General features: G+C 73.1%; 18 protein-coding genes. 14 read left to right on the forward strand and 4 right to left on the reverse strand.

Annotated elements, in window-relative coordinates:
- Positions 1-19 precede the first annotated feature (19 nt).
- From AB0D45_RS18765 to AB0D45_RS18775, 3 genes are all read right to left on the reverse strand, one after another.
- Positions 20-628, reverse strand: a complete 609-nt coding sequence (locus AB0D45_RS18765) for an ADP-ribosyltransferase (protein ID WP_362460212.1) — start codon at positions 626-628, stop codon at positions 20-22.
- A gap of 139 nt (positions 629-767) precedes the next feature.
- Positions 768-1,568: a DUF3097 domain-containing protein gene (locus tag AB0D45_RS18770; protein ID WP_362460215.1), complete on the reverse strand. Its 801-nt coding sequence runs from the start codon at positions 1,566-1,568 to the stop codon at positions 768-770.
- A 28-nt stretch (positions 1,569-1,596) separates the two neighbouring features.
- Positions 1,597-2,328 (reverse strand): MBL fold metallo-hydrolase, encoded by a 732-nt coding sequence (locus AB0D45_RS18775; protein WP_362460218.1) that lies wholly within the window; start codon positions 2,326-2,328, stop codon positions 1,597-1,599.
- 160 nt (positions 2,329-2,488) lie between these two features.
- On the opposite strand from AB0D45_RS18775, the gene hrcA reads away from it, so the two are divergent.
- The 12 genes from hrcA to AB0D45_RS18835 all read left to right on the forward strand — a co-directional run bounded on the left by hrcA (position 2,489) and on the right by AB0D45_RS18835 (position 13,402).
- A complete protein-coding gene (gene hrcA / locus AB0D45_RS18780) occupies positions 2,489-3,505 on the forward strand; it encodes a heat-inducible transcriptional repressor HrcA (RefSeq protein WP_361601722.1) in 1,017 nt (338 codons plus the stop codon).
- Positions 3,506-4,648: a molecular chaperone DnaJ gene (gene dnaJ / locus AB0D45_RS18785; protein WP_361601719.1), complete on the forward strand. Its 1,143-nt coding sequence runs from the start codon at positions 3,506-3,508 to the stop codon at positions 4,646-4,648.
- A 167-nt stretch (positions 4,649-4,815) separates the two neighbouring features.
- Positions 4,816-5,892 carry a nitronate monooxygenase gene (locus AB0D45_RS18790; RefSeq protein ID WP_361601716.1) on the forward strand — a complete coding sequence of 359 codons (1,077 nt, stop codon included), beginning with the start codon at positions 4,816-4,818 and terminating at the stop codon, positions 5,890-5,892.
- Between the two features lie 10 nt (positions 5,893-5,902).
- Entirely contained in the window at positions 5,903-6,649 is a 747-nt protein-coding gene (locus AB0D45_RS18795; RefSeq protein ID WP_362460222.1) for a 16S rRNA (uracil(1498)-N(3))-methyltransferase, read from the forward strand.
- A 487-nt stretch (positions 6,650-7,136) separates the two neighbouring features.
- A complete protein-coding gene (locus tag AB0D45_RS18800) occupies positions 7,137-7,496 on the forward strand; it encodes a histidine triad nucleotide-binding protein (RefSeq protein ID WP_361605940.1) in 360 nt (119 codons plus the stop codon).
- Positions 7,497-7,499: 3 nt separating this feature from the next.
- Complete coding sequence (locus AB0D45_RS18805) at positions 7,500-8,414, forward strand: ribonuclease Z (RefSeq protein WP_362460224.1); 915 nt, start codon at positions 7,500-7,502, stop codon at positions 8,412-8,414.
- A 152-nt stretch (positions 8,415-8,566) separates the two neighbouring features.
- On the forward strand, positions 8,567-9,649 hold the full coding sequence (locus AB0D45_RS18810) for a PfkB family carbohydrate kinase (protein ID WP_361605989.1): 1,083 nt from the start codon (positions 8,567-8,569) through the stop codon (positions 9,647-9,649).
- A gap of 117 nt (positions 9,650-9,766) precedes the next feature.
- Positions 9,767-10,804, forward strand: a complete 1,038-nt coding sequence (locus AB0D45_RS18815; RefSeq protein ID WP_361605946.1) for a PhoH family protein — start codon at positions 9,767-9,769, stop codon at positions 10,802-10,804.
- Positions 10,805-10,817: 13 nt separating this feature from the next.
- Positions 10,818-11,315 carry an rRNA maturation RNase YbeY gene (ybeY, locus tag AB0D45_RS18820; RefSeq protein ID WP_215019474.1) on the forward strand — a complete coding sequence of 166 codons (498 nt, stop codon included), beginning with the start codon at positions 10,818-10,820 and terminating at the stop codon, positions 11,313-11,315.
- Positions 11,312-12,619 (forward strand): hemolysin family protein, encoded by a 1,308-nt coding sequence (locus tag AB0D45_RS18825; RefSeq protein WP_362460228.1) that lies wholly within the window; start codon positions 11,312-11,314, stop codon positions 12,617-12,619. The genes ybeY and AB0D45_RS18825 overlap by 4 nt, the downstream gene beginning before the upstream one ends.
- The gene (locus AB0D45_RS18830; RefSeq protein WP_362460231.1) at positions 12,616-12,969 is read left to right on the forward strand and encodes an MmcQ/YjbR family DNA-binding protein; all 354 of its coding nucleotides are present in this window, start codon (positions 12,616-12,618) and stop codon (positions 12,967-12,969) included. The genes AB0D45_RS18825 and AB0D45_RS18830 overlap by 4 nt, the downstream gene beginning before the upstream one ends.
- 67 nt (positions 12,970-13,036) lie before the next feature.
- Complete coding sequence (locus AB0D45_RS18835) at positions 13,037-13,402, forward strand: cytidine deaminase (RefSeq protein ID WP_361605956.1); 366 nt, start codon at positions 13,037-13,039, stop codon at positions 13,400-13,402.
- Positions 13,403-13,484: 82 nt separating this feature from the next.
- Here the strand turns inward: AB0D45_RS18835 and AB0D45_RS18840 are convergent, their stop codons facing one another.
- Positions 13,485-14,792 carry an MFS transporter gene (locus tag AB0D45_RS18840; RefSeq protein ID WP_362460234.1) on the reverse strand — a complete coding sequence of 436 codons (1,308 nt, stop codon included), beginning with the start codon at positions 14,790-14,792 and terminating at the stop codon, positions 13,485-13,487.
- Between the two features lie 71 nt (positions 14,793-14,863).
- On the opposite strand from AB0D45_RS18840, the gene AB0D45_RS18845 reads away from it, so the two are divergent.
- Together AB0D45_RS18845 and era are read left to right on the forward strand one after the other, a co-directional pair.
- Positions 14,864-15,955 (forward strand): helix-turn-helix domain-containing protein, encoded by a 1,092-nt coding sequence (locus AB0D45_RS18845; RefSeq protein ID WP_362460237.1) that lies wholly within the window; start codon positions 14,864-14,866, stop codon positions 15,953-15,955.
- Positions 15,956-16,046: 91 nt separating this feature from the next.
- Complete coding sequence (era, locus tag AB0D45_RS18850; RefSeq protein WP_362460239.1) at positions 16,047-16,988, forward strand: GTPase Era; 942 nt, start codon at positions 16,047-16,049, stop codon at positions 16,986-16,988.
- Positions 16,989-17,075: the final 87 nt, after the last annotated feature.

Below are 17,075 nucleotides of genomic sequence, written 5' to 3' on the forward strand. Positions count from 1 at the left end.
TCCCGGCGGACGGGCGGGGTCAGCTCGGCCAGCTGTTGCGCCAGGGCTTGTAGTGCGGGTTGTCCTGGCACTCGTCCATGATCTCGGTCTTGGAGGTCTTGTCGACCGGGCACACCGCGACGATGAAGGAGCGGTCGATGCCGCCGGGGAAGGCGACCTCCGCCTGGGAGGCGTACTTGTGGGTGTCGCCGATGGTCTGGTTGACGTCCACCCCGCCCGGGGCGTCGATGTAGTAGTTCCAGCCGCTCTTCCACCAGGTCTTGTACAGGTCGTGGTCGTAGGTGGTCGACACGTACGGGGAGGGCTGGTTGACCAGCACGTACTGCTCGATGTCGTACTGGCCGTCCAGGGGCGCCTTCGGCTTGAAGCCCTCCTCGAAGACCACCGACGGCGGACGGCCGTCGGAGCGGTAGAGCTGCTTGCAGTTGATCCGCCAGGACGGCGACGGGGTGATGCGCTCCACCACGACGGTCTTGTCCGCCGCGGCGAAGAGGTGGTCGGTCACCCGCGGACAGGAGTTCGCCGGGGCGGCCTGCGCCGTGGCCGAGGCGGAGGCGGGCGGGAGCAGGGCGGCGGCGAGCACGGTCGCGGCGAGGACGGCGCGCTGCCGCAGAGCAAAGGTGATCATGGTGAGCACCCTTGCCCTTCGTGGCGCTCCGCACACGCACTGTCACTCGAAGGTGGGCGAGTCCGGCGGTGCGCGGTGACTCGGCGTGCCGTGCCTCTGCGTGCCGTGCCTCAGTGCGGTGCCCTCGGCGCGCCGCGCCTCAGGGCGCCGTGACGAAGTCGATCAGCTCCTCGACGCGGCCGAGCAGCGTCGGCTCCAGGTCCCGGTACGAGGACACCCGCGACAGGATGTGCTGCCAGGCGGCCCCCGTGTTCGGCGGCCAGCCCAGGGCCCGGCAGACGCCCGTCTTCCAGTCCTGGCCGCGCGGCACCTCGGGCCACGCCCGGATGCCCAGCGCGGACGGCTTCACCGCCTGCCAGACGTCCACGTACGGGTGGCCCACGACCAGCACGTCCGGCCCGGTCACCGAGGCCGCGATGCGGGACTCCTTCGAGCCCGGCACCAGGTGGTCCACCAGCACCCCCAGCCGGGCGTCCGGACCCGGGGCGAACTCCGCGACCACCGCCGCGAGGTCGTCGACGCCCTCCAGGTACTCCACGACCACCCCCTCGATCCGCAGGTCGTCGCCCCACACCCGCTCGACCAGCTCGGCGTCGTGCCGCCCCTCCACGTAGATCCGCCCGGCCCGCGCCACCCGGGCCCGCGCACCCGGGACGGCCACCGAGCCCGAGGCCGTCCTGGCGGGCGTGGCGGGCGCCCGTGACGGGCGCACCAGGGTCACCACCGCGCCGTCCAGCAGGAAGCCGCGCGGCTCCAGCGGGAACACGCGCCGCTTGCCGAACCGGTCCTCCAGGGTCACCGTGCCCGCCTCGCAGGCCACCACCGCGCCGCAGAAGTCCGTACCCGCCACCTCGACCACCAGGTCCGGGTCGGCCGGCACCTCCGGCACGGCCTTGGCGCGCTTCCACTGCGGGGTCAGGTCGGGGGAGTACTCACGCATCCGGCCGACCCTAGGAGAGCCGCCGCCCTCACGCCCGCGACACGCCGAACCGGGCCGCCAGTGTGGCGCGTTGCGCACGCACGAAGCCCGCGTCGACCAGCGCTCCGTGACCCGGCACGTACACCGCGTCGTCGCCGCCCAGGGCCAGCAGCCGGTCCAGCGCGGCGGGCCACTGGCCCGGCACCGCGTCCCCGCCGGCCTGGGGCTCGCCCGACTCCTCGACCAGGTCCCCGCAGAACACCGCCTCCCGCTCGCCCGGCACGAAGACGGCCAGGTCGTGCTGGGAGTGCGCGGGCCCCACGTTGGCCAGCAGCACCTGCACCCCGCCCAGCTCGAGCGTCCACTCGCCCGACACCAGGTGCCGGGGCGCCTGGAGCAGGTCCACCGCCTCGGCGGCCTCCGCCTCCGCCAGCCCGTGCCGGACCGCGCTCGCCCGTACCTCCTCGCGGCCCGTCGGGGTCGACAGCTGCCGGTCCAGGCCGACCGCACCGTAGAACTCGGCGCCGGCGAAGGCCGCACCGCCCAGTACGTGGTCGAAATGTCCGTGGGTGAATGCGATATGGGTCACGCGCCGGCCCGTCAGCCGCTCCGCCTCGGCCCGCACCCCCGCGCCCTCGCGCACACCCGATCCGGGGTCGACCAGCAGCACCGAATCGTCCCCCACCACCAGCCCCACGGTGCAGTCCCACACCGGAAGCCGCCGCCGGCCGACCCGTCCGGTGACCCGTTCCCAGCCCGCCTCTTCCCAACGCACGTCCATGCGGCGACGCTACCCTGGCGGGCCGCCCTTGCCCCCGGACTACTACCCGGCCGTACACTGACCGGGGGATCTCTGGCACTCCCACCCGCTGAGTGCCAGCCAGCCAGGACCGGCCACGGCGGCCACGACCGAGACCGACTCGCATCCGGAGGTGTGCGCGATGCTCAGTGAACGCAGACTCGAGGTACTGCGCGCCATCGTCCAGGACTACGTCGGGACGGAGGAGCCCGTCGGCTCCAAGGCCCTCACGGAACGCCACCGCCTCGGCGTCTCGCCCGCCACCGTGCGCAACGACATGGCCGTGCTGGAGGAGGAGGGCTACATCGCGCAGCCCCACACCAGCGCCGGCCGGATCCCCACCGACAAGGGCTACCGGCTGTTCGTCGACAAGCTGGCGGGCGTCAAGCCGCTGTCGACGCCCGAGCGCCGCGCCATCCAGAACTTCCTGGACGGCGCCGTCGACCTCGACGACGTCGTCGGCCGCACGGTACGGCTGCTCGCGCAGCTCACCCGCCAGGTCGCCGTCGTCCAGTACCCCTCGCTGACCCGCTCCACCGTCCGGCACGTCGAGCTGCTGTCGCTGGCCCCGGCCCGGCTGATGCTCGTACTGATCACCGACACCGGCCGGGTCGAGCAGCGCATGGTCGACACCCAGACCCCCTTCGGCGAGAACTCCCTCGCCGACCTGCGGGCGCGGCTCAACAGCAGGGTCGTCGGCCGTCGGTTCACCGACGTGCCGCAGCTGGTGCAGGACCTTCCGGAGTCGTTCGAGATCGACGACAGGGCGACCGTCAAGGCCGTCATCGCGACCCTTCTCGAAACGCTGGCGGAGGAGGCGGAGGAGCGGCTGATGATCGGCGGCACCGCCAACCTCACGCGCTTCGGACATGACTTCCCCCTGACGATCAGGCCGGTGCTCGAAGCACTCGAGGAGCACGTCGTGCTCCTCAAGCTGCTCGGCGAGGCCGGTGAGTCGGGGATGGCCGTACGGATCGGGCACGAGAACGCCTACGAGGGGCTCAACTCCACGTCGGTCGTGTCCGTCGGCTACGGTTCGGGCGGCGAAGCAGTCGCCAAACTCGGCGTGGTCGGACCGACCCGCATGGACTACCCCGGAACGATGGGAGCGGTACGCGCAGTGGCACGTTACGTCGGACAGATCCTGGCGGAGTCGTAAGTGGCCACGGACTACTACGCCGTACTCGGCGTACGCCGCGACGCATCGCAGGACGAGATCAAGAAGGCCTTCCGCCGCCTCGCGCGTGAACTCCACCCGGACGTGAACCCGGACCCGAAGACGCAGGAGCGCTTCAAGGAGATCAACGCGGCCTACGAGGTGCTCTCGGACCCGCAGAAGAAGCAGGTCTACGACCTCGGCGGCGACCCGCTGTCCTCCTCGGGCGGCGGTGGCGGCGCGGGCGGCTTCGGCGCGGGCGGCTTCGGCAACTTCTCCGACATCATGGACGCCTTCTTCGGCCAGGCCTCGCAGCGCGGCCCGCGCTCGCGGACCCGCCGCGGCCAGGACGCCATGATCCGCCTGGACCTGGAACTGGACGAGGCCGCCTTCGGCACGACCAAGGACATCCAGGTCGACACGGCCGTCGTCTGCACCACCTGCTCCGGCGAGGGCGCCGCCCCCGGCACCTCGGCGCAGACGTGTGACATGTGCCGCGGCCGCGGTGAGGTCTCGCAGGTCACCCGGTCCTTCCTGGGCCAGGTCATGACCTCGCGCCCCTGCCCGCAGTGCCAGGGCTTCGGCACCGTGGTCCCGACCCCCTGCCCCGAGTGCGCGGGCGACGGCCGGGTCCGCTCCCGCCGCAGCCTCACGGTCAAGATCCCGGCCGGCGTCGAGAACGGCACCCGGATCCAGCTCGGGGGCGAGGGCGAGGTCGGCCCCGGCGGCGGCCCCGCCGGCGACTTGTACGTGGAGATCCACGAGCTGCCGCACCCGACCTTCCAGCGGCGCGGGGACGACCTGCACTGCACGGTCACCATCCCCATGACGGCCGCGGCCCTGGGCACCAAGTGCCCGCTGGAGACGCTGGACGGCATGGAGGAGATCGACATCCGGCCCGGCACCCAGTCCGGCCAGGCCATCCCCCTGCACGGGCGGGGCGTCACCCACCTGCGCGGTGGCGGCCGGGGCGACCTGATCGTCCACGTCGAGGTCACCACCCCCGGCAAGCTGGACGCCCAGCAGGAGGAGCTGCTGCGCCAGCTCGCGAAGCTGCGCGGCGAGGAGCGGCCGACGGGCCAGTTCGCGCCCGGCCAGCAGGGCCTGTTCAGCCGCCTGAAGGACGCGTTCAACGGCCGCACCTGAGCGGCCCCGAAGGCCTCGTACGAGCCCGGTCCGGGGCGTCCCGGACCGGGCTCCGTGCTTCCCGCCCCACCGCCCCCGGCGATGCGAGGACAGTGCCGGGGAAGCGGACTATGCCAGGCGAATGCGGTGATTCGGCCCGGTGGTCGGGACGTGGCACGATGCAGTCCATGTCCTCCGCGCCGAACGGTCTCCACCGGTACCCGATCGTGCAGGCTCCCATGGCGGGCGGCGTCTCCTGCCCGCCGCTCGTCGCCGCCGTGTCCGACGCCGGCGGGCTCGGCTACCTGGCCGGCGGCTACAAGACCGCCGACGGGATGTACCAGGAGATCAAGCAGACGCGCGGCCTCACCCGGCGGCCCTTCGGCGTGAACCTCCTCATGCCGCAGACCGGCCCCGTCGACCAGACCGCCGTCGAGGCCTACCGCGGGCAGCTGGCCGGCGAGGCCAACTGGTACGCGGTCTCGCTCGCCGCGGAGGACATCATCGGCACCAGCGACGACGGCTACGAAGCGAAGCTGGCCATCCTGCTGGAGGACCCCGTCCCGGTGGTCTCCTTCACCTTCGGCACCCCCGCGCCCGAGGTGCTCGCGCGCCTGCGCAAGGCCGGTACGCACACCGTCGTCACCGTCACCTCGGTCGACGAGGCCCGGGCCGCGCAGGCCGCCGGCGCCGACGCCGTCTGCGTCCAGGGCGTCGAGGCCGGCGGCCACCAGGGCACCCACCGGGACGACCCGCAGACCGACGGCACGGCCGGCGTCGGCCTGCTCGCGCTGGTCGCGCAGGTACGGGAGGCCGTGGCCCTGCCCATCATCGCGGCGGGCGGTCTGATGCGCGGCGCGCAGATCGCGGCGCTGCTGGCGGCGGGCGCGGAGTCGGCGCAGCTCGGCACGGCCTTCCTGGTGTGCCCGGAGTCCGGGGCGCACCCGCTGCACAAGAAGGCCCTGACCGACCCGATGTTCGCCCACACGGAACTGACCCGGGCCTTCTCGGGCCGGCCGGCCCGGGGCCTGGTCAACCGCTTCATGCGGGAGCACGGGCCGTACGCCCCGGCCGCCTACCCGCAGGTCCACCACATGACCGCGGGACTGCGCAAGGCGGCCGCCGCGGCCGGGGACCCGCAGGGCATGTCCCTGTGGGCGGGGCAGGGCCACCGGCTGGCCCGGGCGCTACCGGCCGGGCAGCTGGTGGAAGTGCTGGCGGCGGAACTGGCCGAGGCGCAGAACGCGTTGCAGGTGTTGAGATGAGGAGAACGTCATGACGGCCCCCGTGTTCGTGGTCGAAGAGGTTCCGGCGGGCCCGGAGTTCGTGCTGGAGGGCCCCGAGGGGCGGCACGCCGTGTCCGTGAAGCGGCTGAACCCGGGCGAGGACGTGATCCTCACCGACGGCCGGGGCCGGTGGACCGAAGGCGTGGTCAAGGCGGCGGAGGGCAAGGACCGCCTGGTGCTCATGGACCTGGAGTCCGTGAGCGAGGAGCCGGAGCCCGACGTGCGGATCACGGTGGTGCAGGCCCTGCCCAAGGGTGACCGGGGCGAGGTGGCGGTCGAGACGATGACGGAGACCGGCGTCGACGCCATCGTGCCGTGGCAGGCCTCGCGGTGCATCACGCAGTGGCGCGGGGACCGGGGTGAGAAGTCCCTGGCCAAGTGGCGTTCCACGGCCCGGGAGGCGGGGAAGCAGTCGCGCCGGGTGCGTTTCCCTGAGGTGGCCGGGGTGATGTCCACGAAGCAGGTGGCCGCTCTGCTGGCGCAGGCCGATCTGGCGGTGGTGCTGCACGAGGACCGGGACACGGCCTCGGCGGCGCTGGCGACGGCGGCGCTGCCGGAGAAGGGGTCCGTGGTGCTGGTGGTCGGCCCCGAGGGCGGGGTCTCGCCGGAGGAACTGGCGGTCTTCGCGGAGGCGGGTGCGCGGCCGTACCGCCTGGGCCGCTCGGTGCTCCGCACCTCGACCGCGGGCACGGCGGCCACGGCGGTGCTGTTGGCGCGGTCGGGGCGCTGGTCGTAGCCCTTGCCCTGGCCGGGCGGGGTGCGGGTGCCGGTGCCCTGGCCGGGCGGGGGTGTGGCTTGGCGGTGTCCCGGCGGACCGGTGGTGCGTTGGCGGGGCCGGGTGTGGGTGCCGGGGTGTTGTGGGCCGGGGTCGGGGGCGGGGTGGGGTGTCGTCCGGGACGGGCTTCGATGTTCGGCGCCTGAGCCTGAGTGGTTTTGCCGGGCGGTGCCGCGCGCCGAATTCATCTCGTTTTAGTCCCGGACGACACCCCACCCCGCCCCCGACCCCTCCGTGTCGCAGCCCAACCCAGCCCCGCCGGCGTTTGAGGCGCGGGGTTTGGGGCGGAGCCCCAGGGTCTTGCAGCCTCGCCGGCGTTTGAGGCGCGGGGCCGGGCAGCGCCCGGGGGAAGGGCGGGGAGGGGAGGGGACCCGCTCCGCGCAGCGGTGTCCACCGGCAGGCGGCGGGTAGCATGCCCCGACCGATCATCGTCACGGGAGGCGCAGCAATGGCCGGGGAACCGCAGGCGGACTGCCTGTTCTGCAAGATCGTCGCGGGCGCCGTCCCGGCGACGGTGGTCCGCGAGACCGAGACCACCGTCGCCTTCCGGGACATCAACCCGCAGGCGCCGACCCACGTGCTCGTCATCCCCAAGGTGCACTACCCCGACGCCGCCACCCTCGCCGCCGGCGCGCCGGACGTGGCCGCCGATGTCCTGCGCGAGGCCGCCCGCGTCGCCGCCGACGAGAAGGTCGAAGAGGGCGGCTACCGGGTCGTGTTCAACACCGGGGCCGGCGCCGGCCAGACCGTCTTCCACGCCCACGCGCACGTCCTCGGGGGCCGCGGCCTCCAGTGGCCGCCCGGATAAGCCGTGTCCGTACGCGAGTTCGTGGTCCTCGGCACCGCCAGCCAGGTCCCCACCCGGCACCGCAACCACAACGGCTACCTGCTGCGTTGGGACGGCGAGGGCATCCTCTTCGACCCGGGCGAGGGCACCCAGCGGCAGATGCTGCGGGCCGGGGTCGCGGCGCACGACATCAACCGGATCTGCATCACGCACTTCCACGGCGACCACAGCCTCGGCCTGGCCGGGGTGATCCAGCGGATCAACCTCGACCAGGTCCCGCACCCCGTGACCGCGCACTACCCGGCCTCGGGGCAGCGGTTCTTCGACCGGCTGCGGTACGCCACCGCCTACCGGGAGACGGTGCGGCTCCGGGAGGAGCCGGTGGCCGGGGACGGGGTGCTCGCGAGCGGGCCCCCGTACGTCCTGGAGGCGCGCCGGCTCTCGCATCCGGTGGAGTCGTTCGGCTACCGGGTGACCGAGCCCGACGGGCGCCGGATGGTTCCCGCGCTGCTCGCGCGGCACGGGATCGCGGGGCCGGACGTCGGCCGGATCCAGCGGGAGGGCCGGCTGGCGGGGCCGCTGGGCGAGGTCACGCTGGAGGCGGTCAGCGAGCACCGGCCGGGGCAGCGGTTCGCCTTCGTCATGGACACCCGGCTGTGTGAAGGCGTGGACGCGCTGGCGGAGGGCTGCGACATGCTGGTCATCGAGTCGACCTTCCTCGACGCGGACGTCCGGCTGGCGACCGACCACGGCCACCTCACCGCCGGGCAGGCGGCGCGGGTGGCGCGGGAGGCGGGCGTACGGCACCTGGTGCTGACGCACTTCTCGCAGCGCTACGGGGATCCGTCGGAGTTCGAACGCGAGGCCCGTGCGGCCGGGTTCGAGGGGGAGCTGACGATCGCGGCCGACCTGGGACGGGTGGCCCTGCCCAAGCGCTAGGGCCGGGTGTTTCTCGAGTGGCGCTGGGGGAGGAGGAGAGCAGGGCTCCGGTGATGTGCGTCACACTGGGTTTGGCCCTGCCGGACCCGGGCAGGACCGGCCTCTCTCCAGCCCGTAAGCAGAAACGACATTTCAACGGGGAGCACACCGTGATCAGTCGGGACAGCCGCATCACCCTCGACCCGCTCGGACCGGTGCGCGATCCCCAAGAGCCGGGCTGCGACGTCTTCCTGACCGGCACGGTGTTCCTCGACATCATCTTCACCGGCCTCGACTCGGCCCCGGTGCGCGGTACGGAGTCCTGGGCGCGCGGCATGGGCTCCAGCCCCGGCGGCGTCGCCAACATGGCCACCGCCCTCGCGCGGCTGGGCCTGCGCACCTCGCTGGCCGCCGCCTTCGGGGACGACCACTACGGGGAGTACTGCTGGGACGCCCTCGAACAGGGCGAGGGCATCGACCTGTCCATGTCACACACCATTCCGGGCTGGCACAGCCCCGTCACGGTCTCCATGGCGTACGAGGGCGAGCGCACGATGGTCTCCCACGGCCACGAGGCCCCGCCCCCGGCTGGCCCCGGCCCCTTCCCCTGGTGTCCGCCGAAGGCGCGCGCGGCGGTGGCCTCGCTCGGCGCCGGCCAGACCGAGGACTGGATCTCGGAGGCGGCCCGCCGGGGCTCGCGGATCTTCGCGGACGTCGGCTGGGACGAGACGGGCCGCTGGGACCTCGGCGCCCTGGCCGACCTCCAGCACTGCGAGGCGTTCCTGCCCAACGCGGGAGAGGCGATGCGCTACACCCGGACCGAGTGTCCGCGCGCCGCGGCCCGGGCCCTCGCGGAGAAGGTGCCGGTCGCGGTGGTGACCATGGGAGCGGAGGGCTCGTACGCGGTCGACAGCCGCACGGGGGAGACCGCGCAGGCCCCCGCCATCGCCGTAGACGCCCTGGACCCCACGGGGGCCGGGGACGTGTACGTGGCCGGGTTCGTCACGGGCAGCCTGGCGGGGTGGCCCCTGGCCGACCGGCTGGCCTTCGCCGGGCTGACCGCCGCCCTCTCGGTCCAGGAGTTCGGCGGCTCCCTCTCGGCCCCGGGCTGGCCGGAGGTGGCCCACTGGTGGCGCACCGCCCCCGACGCCCTGCGGGACCGCTACGCCTTCCTGGACGCCCTCGTACCGCCCGGCGCGGCCCCCTCCCCGCGCCGCAGGGCCGTCCCGACCATCGGCTTCCGGCACCCGGTCTAGATCGGCCCGGAAAACCCCTCGGGATGGCCCCGGGGTGGACGTACCCTTGGTACTCCGGAGGTCGACGATCCGCGCGGCCCCTCAGCGGGAGGTATGCGCAGGCCACAGTGCCGGCCCATGACTCAGACACCGACAGCCCACACCCCGGCGCCGGGCCAGGCGCGAGCCCACTTCACCGTCCCGGCGACGCACCCGATGGTGACCGTACTCGGCTCGGGCGACGCGCTGCTGCGCGTGATCGAGAAGGCTTTCCCGAAGGCCGACATCCACGTTCGGGGCAATCAGGTCAGCGCGGTCGGGTCGGCGGCGGAAGTCGCACTGATCCAGCGCCTGTTCGACGAGATGATGCTGGTGCTCCGCACCGGGCAGCCGATGACGGAGGACGCAGTGGAACGCTCGATCGCCATGCTCAAGGCGAACGGCAGCCCGGGCGGTGACCCGGAGACCCCGGCCGAGGTGCTCACCCAGAACATCCTCTCCAGCCGCGGCCGCACCATCCGTCCCAAGACCCTCAACCAGAAGCGGTACGTCGACGCGATCGACAGGAACACGATCGTCTTCGGCATCGGGCCCGCGGGCACCGGCAAGACCTACCTCGCGATGGCGAAGGCCGTCCAGGCGCTGCAGTCCAAGCAGGTCAGCCGCATCATCCTGACCCGCCCCGCCGTCGAGGCGGGCGAGCGGCTCGGCTTCCTGCCCGGCACCCTGTTCGACAAGATCGACCCGTACCTGCGCCCGCTGTACGACGCCCTGCACGACATGATCGACCCGGACTCCATCCCGAGGCTGATGGCCGCCGGGACCATCGAGGTGGCCCCGCTGGCCTACATGCGTGGCCGCACGCTCAACGACGCCTTCGTCGTCCTGGACGAGGCGCAGAACACCACCGTCGAGCAGATGAAGATGTTCCTGACCAGGCTCGGCTTCGACTCCAAGATCGTCGTCACCGGTGACGTCACCCAGATCGACCTGCCGGGCGGCGCCAAGAGCGGTCTGCGCCAGGTCCAGGAGATCCTCGACGGAGTGCCCGACATCCACTTCTCGCGGCTCACGTCCGAGGATGTCGTCCGGCACAAGCTGGTCGGCCGTATCGTCGACGCGTACGAGAAGTACGACGACGCCCACCAGGCCCCGAACGGCCACCAGCGGAAGTAGAACCCAGCGCACCATGTCGATCGACGTCAACAACGAGTCCGGAACCGAGGTCGACGAGCAGGCGATCCTCGACATCGCCCGCTACGCGCTCACCCGGATGAGGATCCACCCGCTGTCCGAGCTCTCCGTCATCGTCATCGACGAGGACGCGATGGAGCAGCTCCACATCCAGTGGATGGACCTCCCCGGCCCGACCGACGTCATGTCCTTCCCGATGGACGAGCTCCGGCCGCCGGCGAAGGACGACGAGGAGCCCCCGCAGGGGCTCCTCGGCGACATCGTGCTCTGCCCCGAGGTCGCGAAGAGGCAGGGTGAGGACGCGCCCACGCAGCACTCCATGGACGAGGAGCTCCAGCTCCTGACCGTCCACGGGGTGCTGCACCTGCTGGGGTACGACCACGAGGAGCCGGACGAGAAGGCCGAGATGTTCGGGCTCCAGGCCGCCATCGTCGACGGCTGGCGCGCCGAGCGCGGCATGACCGGTCCCTCCCCGGCCCCGACCGTCTCGTGACCGGCGCCCCCCAGCTGATCACCGGGGCGGTCCTGCTGGTCGTGGTCGCCTGGTTCGCGGCGTGCGCCGAGTCGGGCATCGCCCGCGTCTCCAGCTTCCGCGCCGAACAGGCCGTACGCGAGGGCCGGCGCGGCAGCGCGAAGCTCGCCCAGGTCGCCGCCGACCCCACCCGCTACGTCAACGTCGCCCTGCTGGTGCGGGTGACCTGCGAGATGGCGGCGGGGGTGCTCGTCACGTACGTCTGCCTCGACGGCTTCGGCGACCACTGGACCGCGCTGCTCGTCGCCATCGGCGTGATGGTGCTGGTGTCGTTCGTGGCGGTGGGCGTGTCCCCCCGTACGATCGGCCGCCAGCACCCGCTGAACACCGCGACGGCGGCCGCGTACGTCCTCGTACCGCTGGCGCGGGTGATGGGCCCGGTGCCGCAGCTGCTGATCCTGATCGGCAACGCGCTCACGCCCGGCAAGGGCTTCCGCAAGGGCCCCTTCGCCTCCGAGGCCGAGCTGCGCGCGATGGTGGACCTCGCGGAGAAGGAATCGCTGATCGAGGACGACGAGCGCAGGATGGTGCACCAGGTCTTCGAACTGGGGGACACCCTCGTGCGCGAGGTGATGGTGCCGCGCACCGACCTGGTCTGCATCGAGCGGTACAAGACGATACGTCAGGCGACGACGCTGGCGCTGCGCTCCGGTTTCTCGCGGATCCCGGTCACGGGGGAGAACGAGGACGACATCGTCGGCATCGTGTACCTGAAGGACCTCGTCCGCAGGACGCACATCAACCGGGACGCCGAATCCGACCTGGTCTCCACGGTGATGCGGCCGGCCGTCTTCGTGCCCGACACGAAGAACGCGGGGGACCTGCTGCGCGAGATGCAGTCGGTGCGCAACCACGTGGCCGTCGTCATCGACGAGTACGGCGGCACGGCCGGCATCGTCACGATCGAGGACATCCTGGAGGAGATCGTCGGCGAGATCACCGACGAGTACGACCGGGAGATCGCGCCCGTGGAGGAGCTGGGCGGGGACTCCTACCGGGTCACGGCGCGGCTGGACATCACCGACCTCGGTGAGCTGTTCGGGGCCCTGGCCTTCGACGACGAGGACGTGGAGACGGTCGGCGGCCTGCTGGCGAAGGCGCTGGGCCGGGTGCCGATCGCCGGTGCCTCGGCGGTGGTGGACCTGCCGGACGGGCGTCCGCTGCGGCTGACGGCCGAGTCCCCGGCGGGTCGCCGGAACAAGATCGTGACGGTGCTCGTGGAGCCCGTGGCCGAGGCGCACGCCGCGGGGGAGGAGGGCGAGTGACGCCGGCGGAGCTGCGCGCCTTCTGCCTGGGCTTCAACGCGGCGGTGGAGGAGTTCCCCTTCACCCCGGAGACCTCGGTGTTCAAGGTGCTGGGGAAGGTGTTCGCCCTGACGGCGCTGGACGCCGAACCGCTGAAGGTCAACCTCAAGTGCGAACCGGAGGCCGCGGTGCGGCTGCGGGCCGAGTACGAGGCGGTCGTGCCGGGCTGGCACATGAACAAGCGGCACTGGAACACCGTGACCGTGGGCGGCCTGCCGGACGCGCTGGTGCGCGAGCTGGTGGAGGACTCGTACGACCTGGTCGTCGCGGGGCTGCCGCGGGCGGAGCGGCTGCGGCTCGACCGGCCCTGAAGCGCCTCGGAGCGCCCCGGCGGGGTCGTTGCACGGCTCCGCCGGGGCGCTCCCTATGCTTTCGCCTATGACCGAGAGCAGCGTGGGAGCGGGGATCGACCCCGAGGACAGCAAGATCATCACCCTGGCGCGCAGCGCCCGGGCCCGCAACGGAGTCCCCGAGGGCGCGGCCGTGCGGGACGAGACCGGCCGCACCTACGTCGCCGGGACCGTGGAGCTGGACTCCCTGAAGCTCAGCGCGCTCCAGACGGCCGTCGCCATGGCGGTGGCCAGCGGCGCCCGCTCCCTGGAGGCGGCGGCCGTGGTGAGCGCCGCGGACGCCCCCGCCGACGCCGACCGCGCGGCCGTGCGCGACCTGGGCGGCCCGTCCACCCCGGTACTGCTGGCCGGTCCGGACGGCACCCTCAAGTCCACGACCCCCGCCGGGGCCTGACGCCGACGGGTCCCCGGCCCGTGGGGGGCACCCCGGGCCGGTGCCGGGGCCGTGGACCGCGCCCGCCGGCTGCGCGTACGGCTCACGCCGCCGCCGTGGCCGGCCGGGCCGTGCGGCGGCGGATGACCATCGCCATCAGCGCGGCCACCGCGCACAGGCCGCCCGAGGCGTACCAGACCAGGTCGTACGAGCCGAGGGCGTCGCGGGCCACACCGCCGAGGAAGGCCACCACGGCCGCCCCGACCTGGTGCGAGGCCAGGACCCAGCCGAAGACGATCGCGCTGTCCGCCCCGTAGTGCTCCCGGCACAGGGCGATGGTCGGCGGGACGGTCGCGACCCAGTCCAGCCCGTAGAAGACGATGAAGAACACCATCGGCGGGTGCACGGTCGGCGCCAGCAGCATCGGCAGGAACAGCAGGGAGACCCCCCGCAGGGCGTAGTACACGGCCAGCAGCCGGCGCGCCTCGAAGCGGTCGGTGAACCACCCGGAGGCGATGGTGCCGAGTACGTCGAACACGCCGATCACCGCGAGCAGCCCCGCGGCGGCCGTCACCGGCATGCCGTGGTCGTGCGCCGCCGGTGTGAAGTGCGTGCGCACCAGCCCGTTCGTCGAGGCCCCGCAGATCGCGAAGGTGCCCGCCAGGAGCCAGAAGGGGCCGGTGCGGGCCGCCCGGAAGAGCACGGTCACCGCCCGCCGGGCGGCTCCGGCGGCGGGGGCGGGCTTGGGCTCGTAGGTGCCGCCGTACGGGGCGAGGCCCACATCGGCGGGGTGGTCGCGCAGCAGGAGCCACACGAAGGGGACGACGGCCAGGGCGGCCAGGGACACGGTGACGGCCGCCGGGCGCCAGCCGTGGTTCTCCACCAGCCAGGACAGCAGCGGCAGGAAGACCAGCTGCCCGGAGGCGCCCGCCGCGGTCAGGATGCCGGTGACGAGGCCGCGCCGGGCGGTGAACCAGCGGTTGGTCACCGTCGCCGCGAAGGCCAGCGCCATCGAACCGCTGCCGAGGCCCACCAGCACGCCCCAGCACAGCACCAGCTGCCACGCTGCGGTCATCCACACCGTGGCCAGCGAGCCGCCCGCGATGACGGTCAGGGCCAGCGCGACGACCCTGCGGATGCCGAAACGGTCCATCAATGCGGCGGCGAAGGGCGCGGTGAGTCCGTAGAGCGCCAGGTTGACGGAGACCGCGAAGCCGATCGTGCCGCGCGACCAGTCGAACTCCTCGTGCAGCGGCTCGATGAGCTGGCCGGGGAGGGAGGCGAAGGCGGCCGCGCCGATGATCGTCACGAAGGCCACGGCGGCGGCGAACCAGGCGCGGTGGATGCGTCCGGGCCGGCGGGGGGTCCCGGGGGCGGCGGTGAAGGGGGAGGTGGGGGCTGTCTGTGTCACGCCGACAGCTTCCGGCCCGGGGAGGACCGTACGACAGTGGCCTGGCTGTCATGCTTCGATACGATCGGGCCATGGAAGCCCCGCAGGCCCCGGCCCCTTCGCGCGTCCCGGCCCCCTCGGACGCGCCGGCCCCCTCGGACGCGCCGGCCCCCTCGGACGCGCCGACCCTCTCGGACACCCCGGAACCGGCGCCGCACCGGGTCGTCGTGCTCGCGCTCGCCGGGCTGCTCCCCTTCGAGCTCGGCATCCCGCACCGGATCTTCGGGCGGGCCGCGGACGCGGCCGGGCGCCCCCTCTACACGATCCTGACCTGCGCACTCGCCCCCGGCCCGGTGCCCACCGACGCCGACTTCGCCGTGCACGTCGAGCACGGACCGGAGCTGCTCGCCACGGCCGACACCGTGGTGGTGCCGGCTTCGTACGAGCTGGGGCCGGTCTACGAGGAGGGGCGGCTGACCGAGGCGCTGGCGGCCGCCCTCGCCCACATCCGGCCCGGCACCCGGCTGGTGTCCATCTGCTCGGGCGGCTACGTCCTGGCCGCGGCGGGGTACCTGGACGGCCGCCCGGCGACCACGCACTGGGCCTCCGCCGAACACTTCCAGCGGCTGTTCCCCGCCGTCCGGGTCGACGCGGACGTGCTCTACACCGACGACGGGGACGTGCTGACCTCCGCCGGAGTCGCCGCGGGCATCGACCTGTGCCTGCACATCGTGCGCCGCGACCACGGTGCGGCGATCGCCAACGAGACCGCCCGGCGGACCGTCGTACCGCCGCACCGCGAAGGCGGGCAGGCGCAATTCGTCAAGCGGCCCGTGCCCGAGCCGCAGCGGTCCAGCACCACGGCCGCGCGGGCCTGGGTGCTGGACCGGCTGCACGAGCCCCTGCGGCTGAGCGACCTGGCCCGGCAGGAGGCCATGTCGGTACGGACCTTCACGCGCCGGTTCCGCGAGGAGTGCGGGGTGAGCCCCGGGGAGTGGATCACCGGCCGGCGGGTGGAGCGGGCCCGGCAGCTGCTGGAGCGGACGGAGCTGCCGATCGAGGCGGTGGCGCGGGAGGCGGGCTTCGGGACGGCGCAGTCGCTGCGCAAGCACGTGCAGGCGGCGCTGGGGGTCAGCCCCACGTCCTACCGGCGGACCTTCCGGGCGACGGAGGCCGCCCGCTGACGGCTCCCGCGGCGGGGGCCGCCGCCGCGCGGGAGGGCCCCCGGGGCGGGGCTGGTCGGCGCCGGGGGCCGCATCGGGGAGAATGGCCCGTATGAGCGATCGTTCCCCCGAGCCCACCGCCCCGCACCGCGCGGGCTTCGCCTGCTTCGTCGGCCGCCCCAACGCGGGCAAGTCGACCCTGACCAATGCGCTGGTGGGCACCAAGGTCGCGATCACCTCCAACCGGCCGCAGACCACCCGCCACACCGTCCGCGGCATCGTGCACCGCCCGGACGCGCAGCTGGTGCTGGTCGACACGCCGGGCCTGCACAAGCCGCGCACGCTGCTCGGCGAGCGGCTGAACGACGTCGTGCGGACCACCTGGGCCGAGGTCGACGTCATCGGCTTCTGCCTGCCCGCCGACCAGAAGCTCGGCCCCGGCGACAAGTTCATCGCCAAGGAGCTCGCGGGGATCAAGAAGACCCCCAAGATCGCCATCGTGACCAAGACCGACCTGGTCGAGTCCAAGGCCCTCGCCGAGCAGCTCCTCGCCGTCCACCAGCTCGGCGCCGAACTCGGCATCGAGTGGGCCGAGATCGTCCCCGTCTCGGCGGTCGGCGACACCCAGGTCCAGCTGCTGGCGGACCTGATCGCACCGCTGCTGCCCGAGAGCCCGCCGCTGTACCCGGAGGGCGACCTCACCGACGAGCCCGAGATGGTGATGGTCGCGGAACTGATCCGCGAGGCCGCGCTGGAAGGCGTACGCGACGAGCTGCCGCACTCCATCGCCGTCGTGGTCGAGGAGATGATCCCGCGCGAGAACCGGCCCGCGGACCGGCCGCTGCTGGACATCCACGCCAACGTCTACATCGAGCGGCCCAGCCAGAAGGGCATCATCATCGGCCCGAAGGGCTCCCGCCTGAAGGAGGTCGGCATGAAGTCGCGCAAGCACATCGAGGCGCTGCTCGGCACGCCGGTCTTCCTCGACCTGCACGTGAAGGTCGCCAAGGACTGGCAGCGCGACCCCAAGCAGCTCCGCAAGCTCGGCTTCTAGGGGGTGTCCGCACAGTAGCGCCGGCCGCCCGAAGGGCGGGCCCTGCGGCGTCTGGTGCCGTGCATCGCAAGGCGGAGGGCCGCCCGT

The organism is Streptomyces sp. NPDC048352, from assembly GCF_040651895.1.
Taxonomy (GTDB): Bacteria; Actinomycetota; Actinomycetes; order Streptomycetales; family Streptomycetaceae; genus Streptomyces.

Coding starts and splice junctions, on each gene's coding strand:
- AB0D45_RS18765 (WP_362460212.1), bottom strand. CDS start 628: ATGATCACCTTTGCTCTGCGGCAGCGCGCCGTCCTCGCCGCGACCGTG.
- AB0D45_RS18770 (WP_362460215.1), bottom strand. CDS start 1,568: ATGCGTGAGTACTCCCCCGACCTGACCCCGCAGTGGAAGCGCGCCAAG.
- AB0D45_RS18775 (WP_362460218.1), bottom strand. CDS start 2,328: ATGGACGTGCGTTGGGAAGAGGCGGGCTGGGAACGGGTCACCGGACGG.
- hrcA (WP_361601722.1), top strand. CDS start 2,489: ATGCTCAGTGAACGCAGACTCGAGGTACTGCGCGCCATCGTCCAGGAC.
- AB0D45_RS18790 (WP_361601716.1), top strand. CDS start 4,816: ATGTCCTCCGCGCCGAACGGTCTCCACCGGTACCCGATCGTGCAGGCT.
- AB0D45_RS18795 (WP_362460222.1), top strand. CDS start 5,903: ATGACGGCCCCCGTGTTCGTGGTCGAAGAGGTTCCGGCGGGCCCGGAG.
- AB0D45_RS18800 (WP_361605940.1), top strand. CDS start 7,137: ATGGCCGGGGAACCGCAGGCGGACTGCCTGTTCTGCAAGATCGTCGCG.
- AB0D45_RS18815 (WP_361605946.1), top strand. CDS start 9,767: ATGACTCAGACACCGACAGCCCACACCCCGGCGCCGGGCCAGGCGCGA.
- ybeY (WP_215019474.1), top strand. CDS start 10,818: ATGTCGATCGACGTCAACAACGAGTCCGGAACCGAGGTCGACGAGCAG.
- AB0D45_RS18835 (WP_361605956.1), top strand. CDS start 13,037: ATGACCGAGAGCAGCGTGGGAGCGGGGATCGACCCCGAGGACAGCAAG.
- AB0D45_RS18845 (WP_362460237.1), top strand. CDS start 14,864: ATGGAAGCCCCGCAGGCCCCGGCCCCTTCGCGCGTCCCGGCCCCCTCG.
- era (WP_362460239.1), top strand. CDS start 16,047: ATGAGCGATCGTTCCCCCGAGCCCACCGCCCCGCACCGCGCGGGCTTC.